The sequence below is a fragment of the Sphingobium sp. genome, assembly GCF_036170395.1.
GTDB lineage: Bacteria > Pseudomonadota > Alphaproteobacteria > Sphingomonadales > Sphingomonadaceae > Sphingobium.
Map to the genome: position 1 here is coordinate 1 of NZ_JAVHPD010000027.1, position 14266 is coordinate 14266.

A 14266-nucleotide genomic window follows, 5' to 3' on the forward strand; every position below is an offset into this window, starting at 1 on the left:
CTCTAGGGTAGTAGAAGCGGCGATTCATATTCATCGCTTTCGTCCGCCTTGGGGCACCACTCTCTCCTACATATATCGGTTGACCGGAGACGCTCTCGGCGTAGGCAGAAATATGCCGTCATTTCCGAGACTTGCCGGCTTGCGGAATATACGCCGCAACCGGGAGACCAATCTGGACGCGTCGGGCGGCGCAATTTGGCACCATATCTTCCTGAGCCATTTTGGTGGACCCGAAATGCCTTGGCCCGGAATGAGAGGCGGGGCCGATCGGCCCCGCTCTTTGCTTGATATGGTCGGCGAGACTCAGCCGAACCCGAACATTGTCTCCTGACCTCTCCAGTCCAGCGGGATGCGGCTGGTCTGCATCAGCTGCTTGCGGCTGAGATCGGGTGGCTGACGTCCTTCGAGGATGGCCTTGATGATCGCCGGTGATAGATAGCTGGCTCGCAGCAGGTCGGCGAGATACTCTCGACCGCATCCCAGGCGGGCAGCGATCTCAAGGAAGCTGCCACCTTTGTCCATCTCTGCTCTGGCGACAAAGGCCTGCGCGATCAGCTTGAGCAGCGAGGGATTGGGCTTAGCCGATTGTGTTGTCGGTGGAGGAATGACGATCTTGGTCTGGCGACCTGTGCGCACCATGTTGATGGTGACCTCGCGTACCTGCTCCCCGGCCAGATGGGGGTCGATGGCTTCCAGCGAGAAGCCGACGGCGAGCGTGCCATCGCCGATGTCGATGCGCCGAATGAGGTCCAGCAAACAGTTTCGTTGTTGAGCGATGCTGCTGGATGATAGCGTATCGATCGCGGCACCGCATCGGTCACGCAGCACCTCCAGCGCATCGCTGTTTATGGTGCATCGGGCCACGGCGTTCTGTGGCGCTGCGCTGATCGCGGCCTTGATCTCGTCGACAACCAGGGCTTCCAATTCGCTCGCCGATATCCGCCAGGCAGGCGTGGTGACATCATCATGGCTCTCGGTCTGCGATACATAATAGCGATAGCGCTTATGCTGCTTCACTGCATGCGACGGTGTCATACGCCGACCACGGCCATCCCATAGCAGCCCGGCCAGAAGGCTTGGGCAGGCGGCCTTGGTACCCAACCGCCGCTCATTGCGGCCAAGGGCAATCCGGCTCTGCACCCCCTCGAACGTCTCGATGTCAATGATCGGTGCATGCTGACCGGGATAGATATGCTCCTTATAAACGACCTCACCGATGTAGAGCCGGTTCTGCAGGATGGCATAGAGCGCGCCACGACTGATCGGCTGCCGGCCATAAGCGCGCCCATGGCGGTTGATCCGGGCCTTGCTGCGATGCCCGTCCCGATCGAGTTCGGCAACCACCAGTCGTCCTGATCCAAGATCGAGATAGCGCTGGAAGATGTGCCGGATCAACTCCGCCTCGATCGGCTCGATATGGAGCACTCGATTTTCCAGTCGGTAGCCGAGCGGCACCGGCCCACCCATCCACATGCCCTTTGCCTTCGACGCCGCGATCTTGTCGCGGATGCGCTCGCCGGTGACCTCGCGTTCGAACTGAGCGAAGGATAGAAGGACATTGAGGGTCAGCCGACCCATGCTGCTGGTCGTGTTAAAGGATTGGGTGACGGACACGAAACTCGCCCCGGCCTTATCGAGCACATCGACGATGCGGGCGAAGTCCGACAGGCTGCGGGTCAGCCGATCGACCTTGTAGACCACGATGACATCGACGCGTCCGGCGGCAACCTCGTCGAGCAGCGCCTTGAGGGCGGGGCGGTCCATATTGCCACCGGAGTAGCCACCGTCGTCATAATAGTCGGGCACCAGCGTCCAGCCTTCATGCCGCTGGCTCAATATATAGGCGGTGCAGGCTTCGCGCTGGGCATCGAGTGAGTTGAAACTCTGCTCCAGTCCTTCCTCGGTGGATTTGCGGGTGTAGATGGCGCAGCGGATGCCCCGCGCAGCGTCACGCGGCTTGGCCAACGGCCTTCTCCTTCTTTCTTGTCTTGAGGCCGAAGAAGCGCGGTCCTGACCAGCGCGTGCCGGTGATCTCGACGGCGATGGTCGTGAGCGAGCGATAGCGCTGTTCGCGATAAAGATAGCCGTCGTCGAGGATCAGCACATGGTGGCTTGCTCCACCCCAGTCGCGCACGAGCCAGGTTCCGGCCTTGATCCGGTTGCTGGCCTGCGGCACCGCTTCGCCCGTACGCTCGACCTCACCCATCAGCCGCGCGATCTCCCGCTGCAGCGATGGTGCCAGCCCGCCTGATGCCCGTTCCTGCAATCGCCAGGCGATGCCACGCCGAAGCAGGTCAGCGGATATGTCAGGAGCGGACTGTTTATAGAGCTGGCGCCATTCTGCGCGCAGGGCGGCTGACGACATCGTCGCCAGCCGCGTCAGTTGATCGTCCAGGCGCTTCATTATCCCGCCACCAAGATGCTGTAGCAGGTCACGTCGTCACGCTTGCCCTTGGCAATTACATGGCCCTTTTTGCGCAGGCTTGTGAGCGCGGCCCGCGTCGTGTGGGGCAGCCAGCCGGTGGCATCGACGAGCTCCGTTAGGGTTGCGCCCTGCTCGCGCTGAAGAAGCGCGAGGACGGTCGCGACCTTGCTGCCGTTGCGAGGGACCACATGCTCTGCAAAGGCGTCGGCTCCACCGACCTCCTTCGTGGCGCCGGGTGGAGGAGGGCATTCTTCAGGGGCGTCCCCGTTGATCGCGGTGCGGCCCAGATCGGTGATGCTGACGCCGAAGAGCTGGTCGGCGTCTTCGCGCCATGATTGTTCCTTGGCATTGACCGGCACCTCGATGGCGAAAGCCTTCTTGATCAGGCTTTCGACCGAGCGGCGGATGCGCTCGCCATAGCGGCCCAGGCTCCCGGCCGGGGGCAAGAGATTGCCGTCGAGGCGGGAAGCCGCGGTGCTCAGCAGCACGAGTTGCATGTCAGTGAGTTTGGTCATGGGTGATGTCCTTCATCAGGTGAGCGGCACCGTGCCGCTTCCACCACCCAGAGCCCCGTGGATCGCGCCAGCGGGGCGGCGGCCGTCTTCATGGGCCGCGATTCAGTAAGGACAGCGTTCGCTCTGTCCGACCGCGAAGTCGAGCGGAAAGTGAAGGCATGCAAAGCTGGATATGGACTGTGGAGGCAATTGCCGGCTTCCTGACGACAGGAGGTGCCTTTGTGAACAAAGATGATATCGATAAGCTCATCGGAGAGATGATGACTCTCGTCACCGCCGCGTTTGAAGACGGCGCGGGTCTAGCGGTAGAGGGGCAGGTTCCGCGAGGCGTGGATATGGCTCAACTGATTGGCACGCTGCACGACCATGCGCGACGCGTCATGATCCTGCTCCATGCGTGTGAGGTCGTCGGCCGCAGCCAAACAGAACAACGGACATTGTGAGAACAGCATGCCCCAAACATTCACGGTAAAGAAGTCGCGTTCGATAAGGCGACCGCGTGCCGTCTATCCTTTCGAAGATATGGCCGAGGTGGGAGACTATTTCGATACCCCTGACGACATGGGATGTGTCCTGGGCTCGGAAAGCGAATCGGCACGGCGACCTTCGATCCTGTCGAGCGCGCGCAATTTTGCGCGCAGGCATGATCAGGCGTTCAAGGTGGCCACGACCATATGGTACGACCACAACATACCCATGGTTCGCTGTCAGCGCGTACAGGCCGCGCCGAGTGGGGAGATCACCGAGAAACCGTTCACTGTGCATAAGGCGGAACGCCATTCTTGAACCTGAGCAGTCGCATCAGCATCTGCTCAGGAGGAGCATCCATTGCAAGCCGTCAGCTATCATGGCTGAACCCATAACGGCTGACTTTGGGACTTTGCGGTCTGTCCTGTCTGGAGAGACCGGCATAAAGAAGCAGACGTTGGCAATGTTGTGGGCGTCAGCTTTGGAAGACAAATGTTGGGACAATCCTGCCATTCAAACTGATGGGCTTGAGGGCAGTGTTCCTTGAATCAGCCGACGTACAGCGATTGCCCAAATACCGTGGTCACCCTTGGTCGGCATCCTATCCGCTCCGTGGTGGCCCAGGTTTTCGCCGGTATGGCGCCACCGGATGTAAGACGCAGCAACGGTCTCCTACTTACCCGGACGGGAGCGAGCGATCATGTCGCGAACGGCCTTTATGACCTCGTTCGGACTGTCCGACTGGATCACATGATCGGCCTCGATCAGGCGAACTTCGCCGCTTCGCGATAGCGCCGCCAGCCCTCCATGCAGTCGCATCTGCTCGGCCCGCAGCGCGCTGCGATGCTTGGCATAGATCGGGTCGTCGAAGTTCCGGGCCGCGCTGAGCACGATCAGCGGCATGTCGCCCAGGTGACGTTTCGCGCGTGCGATCTGCTGCTCATTGTCGGTGTCGAGCATGAGTGATTCGGAACGGGCTGCTTCGAACCAGGCGGGTCTCATACGCTGCCTCTGGAGCATTTCGTTGAGTGTTGGCGAAAAGCGCGGGTTCGAGCCGGCGATACAGCCTTGTTTTTCGGCCTGTGCCGGCGTCAACGCACCTTTGCGCAGCGCATCCACGCAAGTCGCCTCTTCGCGCAATCCCTGCTCGACCTCTTCACCGATGGATGGATCAATTGCGGCGAAGGCCGAGAACTGGCCTTCCACATAGGGATCGACCAGGACCAGACCGGCAACGCGCGCAGGATAGCGGAAAGCGAACAGGCGAACCGTCTGCCCGCCCAGCGAACTGCCGACGAGGATGTAAGGCCCTGGCAGATGCGCCTTGACGAGCAGCGCGGCGAGGTCATCGACAATCGCGTCGGCGGAGCGCGGCATCGGCCCCGGATCGCTGAAACCGAGCCCCGCGCGATCATAGGCGCATGTACACGTGATGCGTGCGAGCGCCGGCTGGACATCGCGCCAGCTGAGGCTGGGGAAGGCATGACCGGCTTCGAGGATGACCGTGGGACTGCCGCTGCCCTCGCAGCGCAGGTTCAGGCGTCGGCCCGGAGCGATCTCGATAAGCTCGCCCGGCTTGAGATAGCGGTCATAGCTCGTGGACCGCGCATCCTGAGCCTCGGCCAGGGATGCGAGCAACGATAAGTGTAAACACGCCAGCCATGAAATTGCTCTTTTCATATGCCTCCTGCCGTCCTGCCACATCTCACAAGTCTGCGGTCACAGAGATCACGGCGCGCCTGCCCTGCAGCAGAGTGAAGCCCCCGCCGCTCGAAACGCGCCAGCCATAGACGTTCCCCGCGTTGCGCAGTTGCGCCCGGAGCAGCACCGGCACACCGCCGATGCGGCTGCGATAACGCGCGCCCAGATCGACGATGGTGCGGGCGGGCAAAGCGAGGGTATCCGCGGCATCGGCGACGCGACGGCCCTCGTGTACGATGCGCGTATCGACTGAGAGGCCGGACGCGAAGGGCAACTGATAATCTATGGCCGTGTCGATGAGCAGGCCTGTTCGGCCAATCGGTCGCCGGCCCAGGCGCCCGTCCACCACGGCCTGGCCGCTGACGCGCGGGCGTAGCGCCACGGCACCGGCAACGATGCTGAGGTTCGGCACGGGCTTGCCGGACATCGACGCCTCGAACCCCCGATGCGTGACCGATCCGAGCTGGCGATAGGCGCCGTCGGTCCGGTCGATCTCAAAATAGGGCTTGGCAATGTCGAACGCGGCGGCAACCAGCCGCCACGTCCCAAGCGCATAGCGGGCGCCGACCTCATATTGACGCGTGCGTAACGCAGGCAGCGCCTCGCCTCGATTGATCGCATTGCTGGGCGCGACACCGCTCTCCTCAAGGCCGCGGGTCGTTGCGCCATAGACAGTGAAGCGATTCGTGAGTGTCAGCGCCAAGGCGGCGTTCCACAACCATGGCCGATCGCGCTCCATCGTCTCGGCAAGACCGGGCTGCGTCACCCGCTTGCGGTAATGGCTACGGGTCAGCCCCAGGTTCAACTCGCCGATGTTCGGCCAACGCATTTCATAGGCGATAGCATAGCTCAGCTGCCGGACATGGTCGCGGGTGAGCGCGCCGAGGCGGAAATCAGGCGCGGGTGCCGGAGCGGGCACGCCGATCCGCGCCGAGCCGAGATCGGTCAGCACAAAGCCGCCATAGTCGGTCTCGACTGCCCTGCCGCGAAAGGCAGCCAGCAGCCGATGGCGCCGGGGTCCTTCGGCGAAGGTACGGCTCACACGCAACTCGCCGGAGGTGGAGGCCGCGCGCTGGTCCTCGCCATTGATGATGAACGATTGGCCGAGACCGTTTCTGTCCACGCCGGCATAATAGGCCGAGGCATAGTCGTCACGCGTGAAGCGGCTGTTGAAAGCGCCTGCCGCGATCTGCCACGCACCAAGGTCCGCCTTCACAAATGCGCCGTAATTTTGCGAGTGGCCCGCCCATTGCGCCCATTGCTGGCCGAAGAACCGGCGGCGTTCGATGCGGGGCGGCAGGTAGGCGCCGGCGGTGAAGATCGTCGGCCCTTGCTCCTCGTCCCCATAGTCATAGCGGCCGAAAAAGCCGGTGAGCTCGACCTTGTCGATCGGTCGCCAGCGCGCTACGCCGCCATAGCTGACGAACCATGCGCTGGCGCCGCTTACATATTCGTCGTCATAGAGGCCAAAGTCGATGTTGACGCCGAGCCGATCGCTCACCGGCAGCGCGACGTCGGTGATGAGGTCGGCGCCAAGATATTCGCCGCTGGTCAGTTGTACGCTGGCAACCGGATCGCTGCCTGCGCGGCGAAGATCGAGATCGACTATGCCAGTGGGCGCGGGCAACGGGTAACCGAACGCTGTGAGTCCGAGCCGAACCGTCGACCCGCGCACGATCGTGTCGGTGACGGCGCCCTGCCGGTCGAAATAGAGCCCCTCGATCCGGTTGTTGCCTGCGGCCGTGGCGCTGAATCCGCGCACCTCGCCGTTGGCATAGATGCCGATCGACTCGTTGCCGACGCTCTTGCCGAACCCGTCCTCGGCTTCGCGCGCGGTATTCTCCTGGGTGCGCTGGGCCTCAGCCGGCGCTTGGCTGAGACCCCAGATGAGCAGCAATGTCGTCCCGAGCCGCGTCACCATGCCAGCGTAATCCGGCCTCTGACCGTGCGCGGCGCGCCGGGCGTGATCCAGACATTGCTGTAGGAGCTTTCGAGATAATAGGCGTCGAACAGATTTTCGGCGTCGAGGTGCAGCGACACGCGTTTGATCGGGCGATAGGAAAGGTTCAATCGCGCCGTCACATAGTCAGGCAGGCGGAAGCCGCTGGCGATGTCGTCGCCTGGCCGTTCGCCGACATAGGTGAAGCCCGCGCCGATGCCGATCGACCCGGCTTCCTCTCCGTTGGACTGCCAGAAGCCGTAGATTGCGCCGCTGTGCCTGGGGATGTTTGAAAGTCCGCTGCCCAGCAATGCGGAGCGGGTGTCTTCGATCACCTTGGCGTCGGTATAGGCATAGACGGCCGTCAGGTTGAACCGTGCGTAGATGGCGAGATTGAGGTCCGCTTCCACGCCCTTGCTGCGCGCCCGGCCGGCAGCGATGGTGAAGCCGCTATGGGCGGGATCGGGATCGTTCACCAGGACATTGTCCTTGGTGATGCGGAACAGCGAGACTGTGCCGGTCAGCTTTTTGTCCATCAGCGCATATTTGACGCCGCCTTCCCAAGCCTCTCCGCGTTCCGGCGCGAAGGGATTGGAGAAGAAATCGACGCCCTGGTTAAAGCGGAACGACTTGCCCCAGCTGATATAGGCTGAGACTTTGTCGGTCGGCGCAAAGGTGAAGGCGGCGCGCGGCGACGTGGCGGACGGGCGCTGGCGGTCGGTGCGGCTGGTGCGGTAGTTGATATTGGCCTGCCTGATCCAGTCGTGCCGAATGCCCAGCAGCAACGAAAATCTGTCGTCGAGCGTCAGCAGATCCTGTGCATAAACGCTCTCGCCGCGCAGCTTTTCCAGCAGGTTCTGGTTCAGCGGCGCCACCGGCTTGGGCTGGCCATAGACGGGGTTGAAGATGTCGATGTCGTAGGGTGCAGCCGCCGTCGGACTGAAGCGGTAGAAGACGCGCCGCTGGTCGTAGCGGAAAGCGTCAGCGCCGACCCGGAACTGATGCTGGATGCCCAACAGGCTGCCGTTCGCGCTCAGTTCGACACGACCCGACACATCCTGCCAGTCATAATCGTGAATGCGCAGCTGGCGGCGCAGCCTGGTGCCGACCAGTGTCGAATTGTGCGTCGATTGGCCTTTCATCAAGCCGTCGCGATATTGAGCGCCGGCCTCGAGCGCGATCCCTTCGGCCAGATCGACATAGAGCGTTCCCTGGTGCTGGCTCGTGCGCTGGGTAATCTGGCCGTCATTGGGCTCGCCTAGGAAGCGGCTTCGGGGCAGCGCCTTGCCGTCTCCGTTGACCGCGACCAGGCCGCGGTCATGCGTGAAGTGAACGAGATTATATTCGAGCTGATAAAGGAGGCGGACACGCTCGCCCCATTGCCAGCCGATTGACGGGGCCAGCAGCAGCCGATCGCTGCGACTGTAGTCGCGGAAGCTGTCGCCCTGCTGATAGACGCCGATCATGCGTGCCGACAGGCCGGCTGTAGCAGGGCCGCCGAAATCGACCGCCGTCCGCCAGGTGTCGAAGCTGGCGTAGGACGCTTCAGCCGAAGCATGAAAATGACCGAGCGGCGCCTTGGTCACGATGTTAATCGAGCCGCCCGGTTCGCCCTTGCCCGACAGCGCGGACGCAGGGCCTTTGAGCACCTGGAAGCTCTCTACTGTCGCCACGTCGCGCCGCGCGTTGAAACCACGGTTGGAGGTGAAGCGGTTTACCAGCAGGTCCGGACCCTGGTTGATGTCGCCGGAAAAGCCGCGAATTGCATAGGCATCCCACGCGCCGCCGAAGCTGTTCTGCCGCGCCATGCCGCCGGCCAGATCGAATAGCTGCGACAGGTCGGTAAAGCCGGTGCGTTCGATCAGCTGGTCGTCGAGCAGCCGCACATTCTGCGGCAGCAGCAGAGGATCGACCACCAGGCCGTTGATGCTGGCATTGGCTTCCCGCGAGCCGGTGACCACGATTTGTTCGGCCGGTTCATCCCCGGCCGCTTGCCCCCAGGCCTGGGCCGGAATCACCAGCGCACTCATCATCATCCAGCGCACGCGCGTGGTCGTTATCATCGTCATTTCCCCCTGTTCATGATATGATGTATCCTCGACTAGTCACGCCGCCTGCCGCCGTCAATGCAATGTTACATCGTCTCTCTTGACAGGACTGTGTCCGGTGACGACACAGGCCGCACAGCAACAGGAGGATCACCCGTGCACGAAACCCTTTCGGCTCCGATCGAGATGAATGGCGTCACGCTATCCTACGGCGCGCACCGCGTGCTGAACGGTCTCGACCTTCATGTGGAGGCGAGCAGCATCTACGCGCTGCTCGGCGGCAATGGCGCGGGCAAATCAACCACCCTTTCGGTATTGCCCGGCTTCGCACCACCCGAAAGCGGCACGGTGCGCGTCGCAGGAATCGACCCTATCGCCGAGGCGGACCATGCGCGGCGCAAGATCGCTTATCTCCCCGAAAATGTCGCCCTCTACGAACATCTCACCGCGATCGAGAATGCCGACTATCTGCTGGCGCTGTCGGGCGAACCGAAAGCGCGCGCCGCCATCGTCGCGGCGTTCGATGCAGCTGGCTTGCAGGAGGGGGCCTGGGACCAGCGATTGGGTGGCTTTTCCAAGGGCATGCGGCAGAAGGTCGCGATCGCGGTGGCGCTGCTGCGCGAGGTGCCAGTGCTGCTGCTTGACGAGCCGACGTCGGGGCTCGATCCACGTGCGACAGCCGATTTCAACGCACTGGTCATGACGGTCCGCGCGCGCGGCACCGCCGTGCTGATGGTGACGCACGACCTGATGAGCGCCCTGGATGTCGCCGACCGGATCGGGTTCATCGATGGAGGTCGCATCGTCGACGACGTGGCGGCGGAGGGAACAGAGCGCTTCGATCTGCGCGCGCTGCACGCCCGTTTCGCGCGCGAGGAGATGGTTTCGGCATGAGCCCCGCCTATCTCATCGCCCGCGACGAAATCCGGCTGATGCGCCGCAACAGGGTCGCGATGGTCGCGTTCGTGCTGCTGCTATTGCTGACGCTTGCGGCGGTGGTCACGTCCTGGAGTCATCGCCAGAGCATCGCGGATCTGCGACAGCGTCATCAGGCGGCGGCCGAAAAGGCGTTCGACACGCAGCCCAACCGCCATCCGCATCGCGTGGTGCATTATGGACATTTTATATTCCGTCCGCTGGGACCGCTCGCCGCTTTCGACCCAGGCGTAGATGCGTTCACCGGCAATAGCATGTTCCTGGAAGGCCATCGCCAGAACACCGCCAATTTCGGCGACGTGCGGCAAAGCTCCCTGCTGATCCGCTTCGGTCAGCTCACGCCTGCGTTCGTGCTGCAAGCCGTCGCCCCGCTGCTGCTCATTTTCCTCGGCTATGGCGCGATCGCGCGCGAGCGGGAGCGCGGCACCTTGCGCCCGCTCATGGTGCAGGGGGCCTCGCGCGGGCAGATCGTCGCTGGGAAATTCGGCGCGTTAGGGCTAGTTGCGCTGCTGGCGGGCCTTCCGGCAATGCTCGGCTTCGCGCTGATAGCGGGGCAGCCCGGCGCGCAAGGCTTGCCGATGCTGGTGATCGCGCTCGGCTATGCCGCCTATCTCGCGCTCTGGGCCGTGCTGATCCTGCTGACGTCCGCGCTCGTGCACCGAAGCCGTGACGCCCTGCTGGCGCTGCTCGCGCTCTGGGCCGTGCTCGTCGTGCTGCTGCCGCGTGTGGCGCCGGACATCGCGAGCGCGGCAGTGCCGCTCGGCAACCGTATGCAGACCGATGTCGCGGTGGCGCGCGATCTGCGGACGATGGGGGACAGCCATAATCCGGACGATCCGCATTTCGCTCAGTTCAAGCAGTCCGTCCTGGCACGCTATGGCGTAGCGCGGGTCGAGGACCTGCCGGTGAACTATAAGGGCCTGCTTGGGATGGAGGGGGAACGAATGACCTCCGCGCTCTTCGACCGCTATGCGGCGCAGAGCTTCGATGCGCAGGAACGTCAGAACGCGCTGGTGCATGGCGTCGGCTTGTTGAGCCCGGCCATCGCGCTGCGGGCTATGTCGATGGCCGCGGCCGGGACGGACTTTGCAGGCCATCGACGCTTCTTGGAGCAGGCCGAGGCCTATCGCTACGACCTCGTGCAGCGGCTCAACCGGCTTCAGGCCGACGCCGTCAGCTATGCTGATGACACAGCGGAAGACCCGGAGGCCGATCGCCGCAAACGGGTTTCAGCGGGATATTGGCAGAAGATGCCTGACTTCACCTTCCGTCAGCCGGACGGGTCATCGCTGGCTGCCGCCGCCTTGCCAGGTCTTGCGGTCCTCATATTTTGGCTTGCGCTCGCCGCCGGAGCGCTCGCGCTCGTCACGCGCCGCCTGGGAGCCCGTTGATGCGCATCTGGATGCACGAGATACGGCTGCTGCTGCGCGCGCGCCTGGCGCTCACCGCGCTCATCCTCCTGGGCGCTCTAAGCATCGCCTCCATCGTGGCCGGCATGGCCGAGATTAGCCGGCAACGGGCAGCGATCGCTGCCATCGCGGCGCCGCAGACGCAGGACATCGCCGCCATTGCGGCCTGGGTGGATAAGAGCAAGGATGCGGGTAGCGCCGCCTATTACAGCTTTCATCCGACCTGGGATGCGCCCTCGCCGCTCGCCTTCGCCGCCATCGGAATGCGCGACGTGTCGCCATACATCCTGCGCGTCCGGGCGCTAGGACTGGAGGCGCAGATCTATGACGGCGACATCTTCAATCCCGAACTGGCCTTGCCCGGCCGCTTCGACTTCGCGTTCGTGCTCATATTCCTGACGCCACTGTTCGTGATCGCCCTGTTTCACGATCTTGTGTCGGGAGAGCGGGAAGCGGGGCGAGCGCGTATGCTCTTGGCCCTGCCAGGTGCGAACCGAACCTGGGCCCGCCGGGCGACACTCCGCTTTGCCCTTCTGTTCCTGACGCTTGCACTGCCGTTTGCTGTCGGCGCGGTTCTTTCCGGTGTAGTGATCGGCTCGGTGCTCGCCATTCTGGGCGCTGCCGCGCTCTATCTCCTGTTCTGGATCATGGTGACGCTGCTGGTCGGTCGGCTCGGTTGGAGTTCGGTGACCAATGCCGCGACGCTCGCCGCCTGCTGGCTCGTGCTGACGTTGGTGCTGCCGACCCTGGCGCATGTTGTGATCAACCGTTCCGTGCCGGTCGATCAGGGCGCCGAAATTGTCCTCGCCCAGCGCGAGATCGTCAATCATGCCTGGGAGATCCCGCGCGAAGAGACGATGCGCCGTTTCTATGCGACGCACCCGCACTGGGCGAACTCGCCGCCGCTCGGACCCGACTTTCACTATAAATGGTATCTCGCTTTTCACCAGGTGGGCGATGAAAGCGTCGCCGACAGGGTACGCGCCTATCGCGCCGGGCTGGAGCGGCGCGACCGCGCGGCGCGGGCGCTCGGCTGGGTGCTGCCATCGGTCGGCCTTCAGGCGCTGCTGACACGTCTGGCGGACACCGATCTTCAGGCGCAGCTCGCTTATCAGGACCGCATCCGAAGTTTCCATCGGCGCCTGCGCGAATTCTATTATGGCTATCTCTTTACCGACCGTCCGTTCGGCAAAGATGATTTTGGGCGTGCGCCAAAATTCGATGCGGCCTCACTCGATCGGGGATGAAGGCAGGGAGTCGCGGCAAGTCGTGCAGTGGCCCGTGACTTCCAGGACGAAGGCATCGATTGCGAAAGCATGCGATGCGGCGATGTTTTCAAGATGAGCCTTCAGCCGCGGCTGCTTCAGTCGCTGGACAGCGTGGCAGCGGCCGCAGACCAGCACAATGTCCGACTCCTCGTCCTTGGCGACATAAGCCGAGAGCGTCTCGATCCTCTGCACTATGTCTCGGTCCATGAGACGCGCGAGCGTGCGATAGGCCTGGCTGGCGCTGAGCTTATGGCCGGAGGAAGCTAGAACATCGCTGAGCTGATAGGCGCTGAGCGGCGTTCCGGATGTCCGCAAGGCATCGACAACAAGAACCTCGATGGCGTCAGGATTTCGCTTGGGACGTGGAGATGTAAGCGATCGCATGATCAGCGAGCGCAACCGCCGCTATTCTGCTCCAACCTTGTTTCATCCGAAGTGGGCGGCGGACTGATCACCAGCAGCAGGCGTCTTTCGCCGGTTCCTGCGATCGGTGGAGAGCGGTGGAGGAGGGGGATGCCTGGATTGTTCAGCTTCCCCTTGAACAGCGCCGCATCCCCGGCGCCAAGGTGATGGATGGTGACACCCGCCGCATCGAGTGGGGCGGTCCTTCCATATATCCATTCAGTGCCCCGACCCACATAGGTACAGATTACGCGCGCCGTGACAAAATCGGCGTGAAATTTCCGGCAAGCGTCGCCGGTGATCCACTCCAACCGAACCCGGACAAGGTCCAGCATCAATATAGACGAGAATCCTTCGACCAACATTGTGACGTCGTCGGTCAGTGCTTCACGGGCCGCTCCAGCTTCGTAGCCGGCATCGTCCATCATGTTTATAAAGTCGCACCTGAAGTCCTGAACCGCGCACAATACGTTGATATCACAGGCGACTGGAACGCGCTGGAGTTCCGACAGAGCCGGCGGCAGGGCTCGCTCCCATATCGCAAGCGCCGTCTCGGGTGCTTTGACATGAGCCCAGATCGACGGAGAGGAACCTCTCACGACCAACGCGCCCGAAAGCGACTTCAACCTGGATGAGGTATCGACGAACATGGAGAAAAGCCTTGCGAGTCAGGTAACGTTGTATCATTACATCACGATGTTCATGTCGCGCAACAAAGAGTTTGTCGGTTCGGCCGGTCCTGCATCCCCCGGACACACGGAAGACTGGCTGGAACGTGTCGCGGTTGGCGCCTCCCTTCTCTGCCTGCTCCATTGCCTGGCGTTGCCGCTCCTTATTGCCGCCTTGCCGGCGCTTTCGCGGCTGCTGGCCATCCCCGAAAGCTTTCACCTCCTGATGCTGTTGATTGCTATTCCCTCAAGTGGCGTCGCGCTCCTCATGGGCCGGACTCGACATGGCCGGCTATGGCCATTGCTAGTCGGGATGGCTGGTCTTGCGTGCCTCACCATCGCCACGCTCTTCTTCGAACTGACTCCGCTGGAACTGCCGGTCACGGTCGTCGGCAGCCTTGCATTGGCGGTCGCGCATGTCGCGAACTGGCGCTTGCGTCACGCACAGCATCGGCATTGATCAGCCCCGTCGCTGTTCATCCATTCA

General features: G+C 62.9%; 13 protein-coding genes. 5 read left to right on the forward strand and 8 right to left on the reverse strand.

Translation table 11 applies throughout. The features are described 5' to 3' along the window. Positions 1–303 precede the first annotated feature (303 nt). Genes V2B31_RS07995 through V2B31_RS08005 form a run of 3 tightly spaced genes read right to left on the reverse strand, consistent with a single transcriptional unit; the run spans position 304 to position 2940 of the window. Positions 304–1965, reverse strand: coding sequence for a recombinase family protein (locus tag V2B31_RS07995; protein WP_328277211.1), 1662 nt, complete (start codon positions 1963–1965; stop codon positions 304–306). Next, positions 1949–2404, reverse strand: a complete 456-nt coding sequence (locus V2B31_RS08000; protein WP_328277213.1) for a DUF2924 domain-containing protein — start codon at positions 2402–2404, stop codon at positions 1949–1951. Before V2B31_RS08000 ends, V2B31_RS07995 begins: the two co-directional genes overlap by 17 nt. Further along, on the reverse strand, positions 2404–2940 hold the full coding sequence (locus V2B31_RS08005; protein WP_328277215.1) for a DUF3489 domain-containing protein: 537 nt from the start codon (positions 2938–2940) through the stop codon (positions 2404–2406). Before V2B31_RS08005 ends, V2B31_RS08000 begins: the two co-directional genes overlap by 1 nt. 158 nt (positions 2941–3098) lie before the next feature. Here V2B31_RS08005 and V2B31_RS08010 point away from each other — a divergent pair, with 158 nt between their 5' ends. Further along, positions 3099–3383: a hypothetical protein gene (locus tag V2B31_RS08010; protein WP_328277216.1), complete on the forward strand. Its 285-nt coding sequence runs from the start codon at positions 3099–3101 to the stop codon at positions 3381–3383. 697 nt (positions 3384–4080) lie between these two features. Here the strand turns inward: V2B31_RS08010 and V2B31_RS08015 are convergent. The 3 genes from V2B31_RS08015 to V2B31_RS08025 all read right to left on the reverse strand — a co-directional run bounded on the left by V2B31_RS08015 (position 4081) and on the right by V2B31_RS08025 (position 9111). Next, positions 4081–5046 (reverse strand): alpha/beta fold hydrolase, encoded by a 966-nt coding sequence (locus V2B31_RS08015; protein ID WP_328277218.1) that lies wholly within the window; start codon positions 5044–5046, stop codon positions 4081–4083. Positions 5047–5113: 67 nt separating this feature from the next. Next, a complete protein-coding gene (locus V2B31_RS08020) occupies positions 5114–7030 on the reverse strand; it encodes a TonB-dependent receptor domain-containing protein (protein ID WP_328277219.1) in 1917 nt (638 codons plus the stop codon). After that, the gene (locus V2B31_RS08025) at positions 7024–9111 is read right to left on the reverse strand and encodes a TonB-dependent siderophore receptor (RefSeq protein ID WP_328277221.1); all 2088 of its coding nucleotides are present in this window, start codon (positions 9109–9111) and stop codon (positions 7024–7026) included. The genes V2B31_RS08020 and V2B31_RS08025 overlap by 7 nt, the downstream gene beginning before the upstream one ends. Before the next feature lie 171 nt (positions 9112–9282). On the opposite strand from V2B31_RS08025, the gene V2B31_RS08030 reads away from it, so the two are divergent. From V2B31_RS08030 to V2B31_RS08040, 3 genes are read left to right on the forward strand one after another with little or no spacing between them, the layout of a single operon-like run. After that, positions 9283–9990, forward strand: a complete 708-nt coding sequence (locus V2B31_RS08030; protein ID WP_328277349.1) for an ABC transporter ATP-binding protein — start codon at positions 9283–9285, stop codon at positions 9988–9990. Further along, positions 9987–11423 (forward strand): ABC transporter permease, encoded by a 1437-nt coding sequence (locus tag V2B31_RS08035; RefSeq protein WP_328277223.1) that lies wholly within the window; start codon positions 9987–9989, stop codon positions 11421–11423. Before V2B31_RS08030 ends, V2B31_RS08035 begins: the two co-directional genes overlap by 4 nt. Continuing rightward, positions 11423–12688, forward strand: a complete 1266-nt coding sequence (locus tag V2B31_RS08040; RefSeq protein WP_328277224.1) for a DUF3526 domain-containing protein — start codon at positions 11423–11425, stop codon at positions 12686–12688. The genes V2B31_RS08035 and V2B31_RS08040 overlap by 1 nt, the downstream gene beginning before the upstream one ends. Here V2B31_RS08040 and V2B31_RS08045 read toward each other — a convergent pair. After that, positions 12671–13108: a Fur family transcriptional regulator gene (locus V2B31_RS08045; RefSeq protein ID WP_328277226.1), complete on the reverse strand. Its 438-nt coding sequence runs from the start codon at positions 13106–13108 to the stop codon at positions 12671–12673. The genes V2B31_RS08040 and V2B31_RS08045 overlap by 18 nt on opposite strands. Then, entirely contained in the window at positions 13096–13761 is a 666-nt protein-coding gene (locus V2B31_RS08050; RefSeq protein ID WP_328277228.1) for a DUF1826 domain-containing protein, read from the reverse strand. Before V2B31_RS08050 ends, V2B31_RS08045 begins: the two co-directional genes overlap by 13 nt. Between V2B31_RS08050 and V2B31_RS08055 the strand changes: the two genes are divergently transcribed. After that, positions 13760–14239 (forward strand): MerC domain-containing protein, encoded by a 480-nt coding sequence (locus V2B31_RS08055; RefSeq protein WP_328277230.1) that lies wholly within the window; start codon positions 13760–13762, stop codon positions 14237–14239. The genes V2B31_RS08050 and V2B31_RS08055 overlap by 2 nt on opposite strands. Positions 14240–14266: the final 27 nt, after the last annotated feature.

Coding starts and splice junctions, on each gene's coding strand:
- V2B31_RS08050 (WP_328277228.1), bottom strand. CDS start 13,761: ATGTTCGTCGATACCTCATCCAGGTTGAAGTCGCTTTCGGGCGCGTTG.
- V2B31_RS08055 (WP_328277230.1), top strand. CDS start 13,760: ATGGAGAAAAGCCTTGCGAGTCAGGTAACGTTGTATCATTACATCACG.
- V2B31_RS08030 (WP_328277349.1), top strand. CDS start 9,283: ATGAATGGCGTCACGCTATCCTACGGCGCGCACCGCGTGCTGAACGGT.
- V2B31_RS08005 (WP_328277215.1), bottom strand. CDS start 2,940: ATGACCAAACTCACTGACATGCAACTCGTGCTGCTGAGCACCGCGGCT.
- V2B31_RS08040 (WP_328277224.1), top strand. CDS start 11,423: ATGCGCATCTGGATGCACGAGATACGGCTGCTGCTGCGCGCGCGCCTG.
- V2B31_RS08020 (WP_328277219.1), bottom strand. CDS start 7,030: ATGGTGACGCGGCTCGGGACGACATTGCTGCTCATCTGGGGTCTCAGC.
- V2B31_RS08035 (WP_328277223.1), top strand. CDS start 9,987: ATGAGCCCCGCCTATCTCATCGCCCGCGACGAAATCCGGCTGATGCGC.
- V2B31_RS08010 (WP_328277216.1), top strand. CDS start 3,099: ATGCAAAGCTGGATATGGACTGTGGAGGCAATTGCCGGCTTCCTGACG.
- V2B31_RS08000 (WP_328277213.1), bottom strand. CDS start 2,404: ATGAAGCGCCTGGACGATCAACTGACGCGGCTGGCGACGATGTCGTCA.
- V2B31_RS08025 (WP_328277221.1), bottom strand. CDS start 9,111: ATGATAACGACCACGCGCGTGCGCTGGATGATGATGAGTGCGCTGGTG.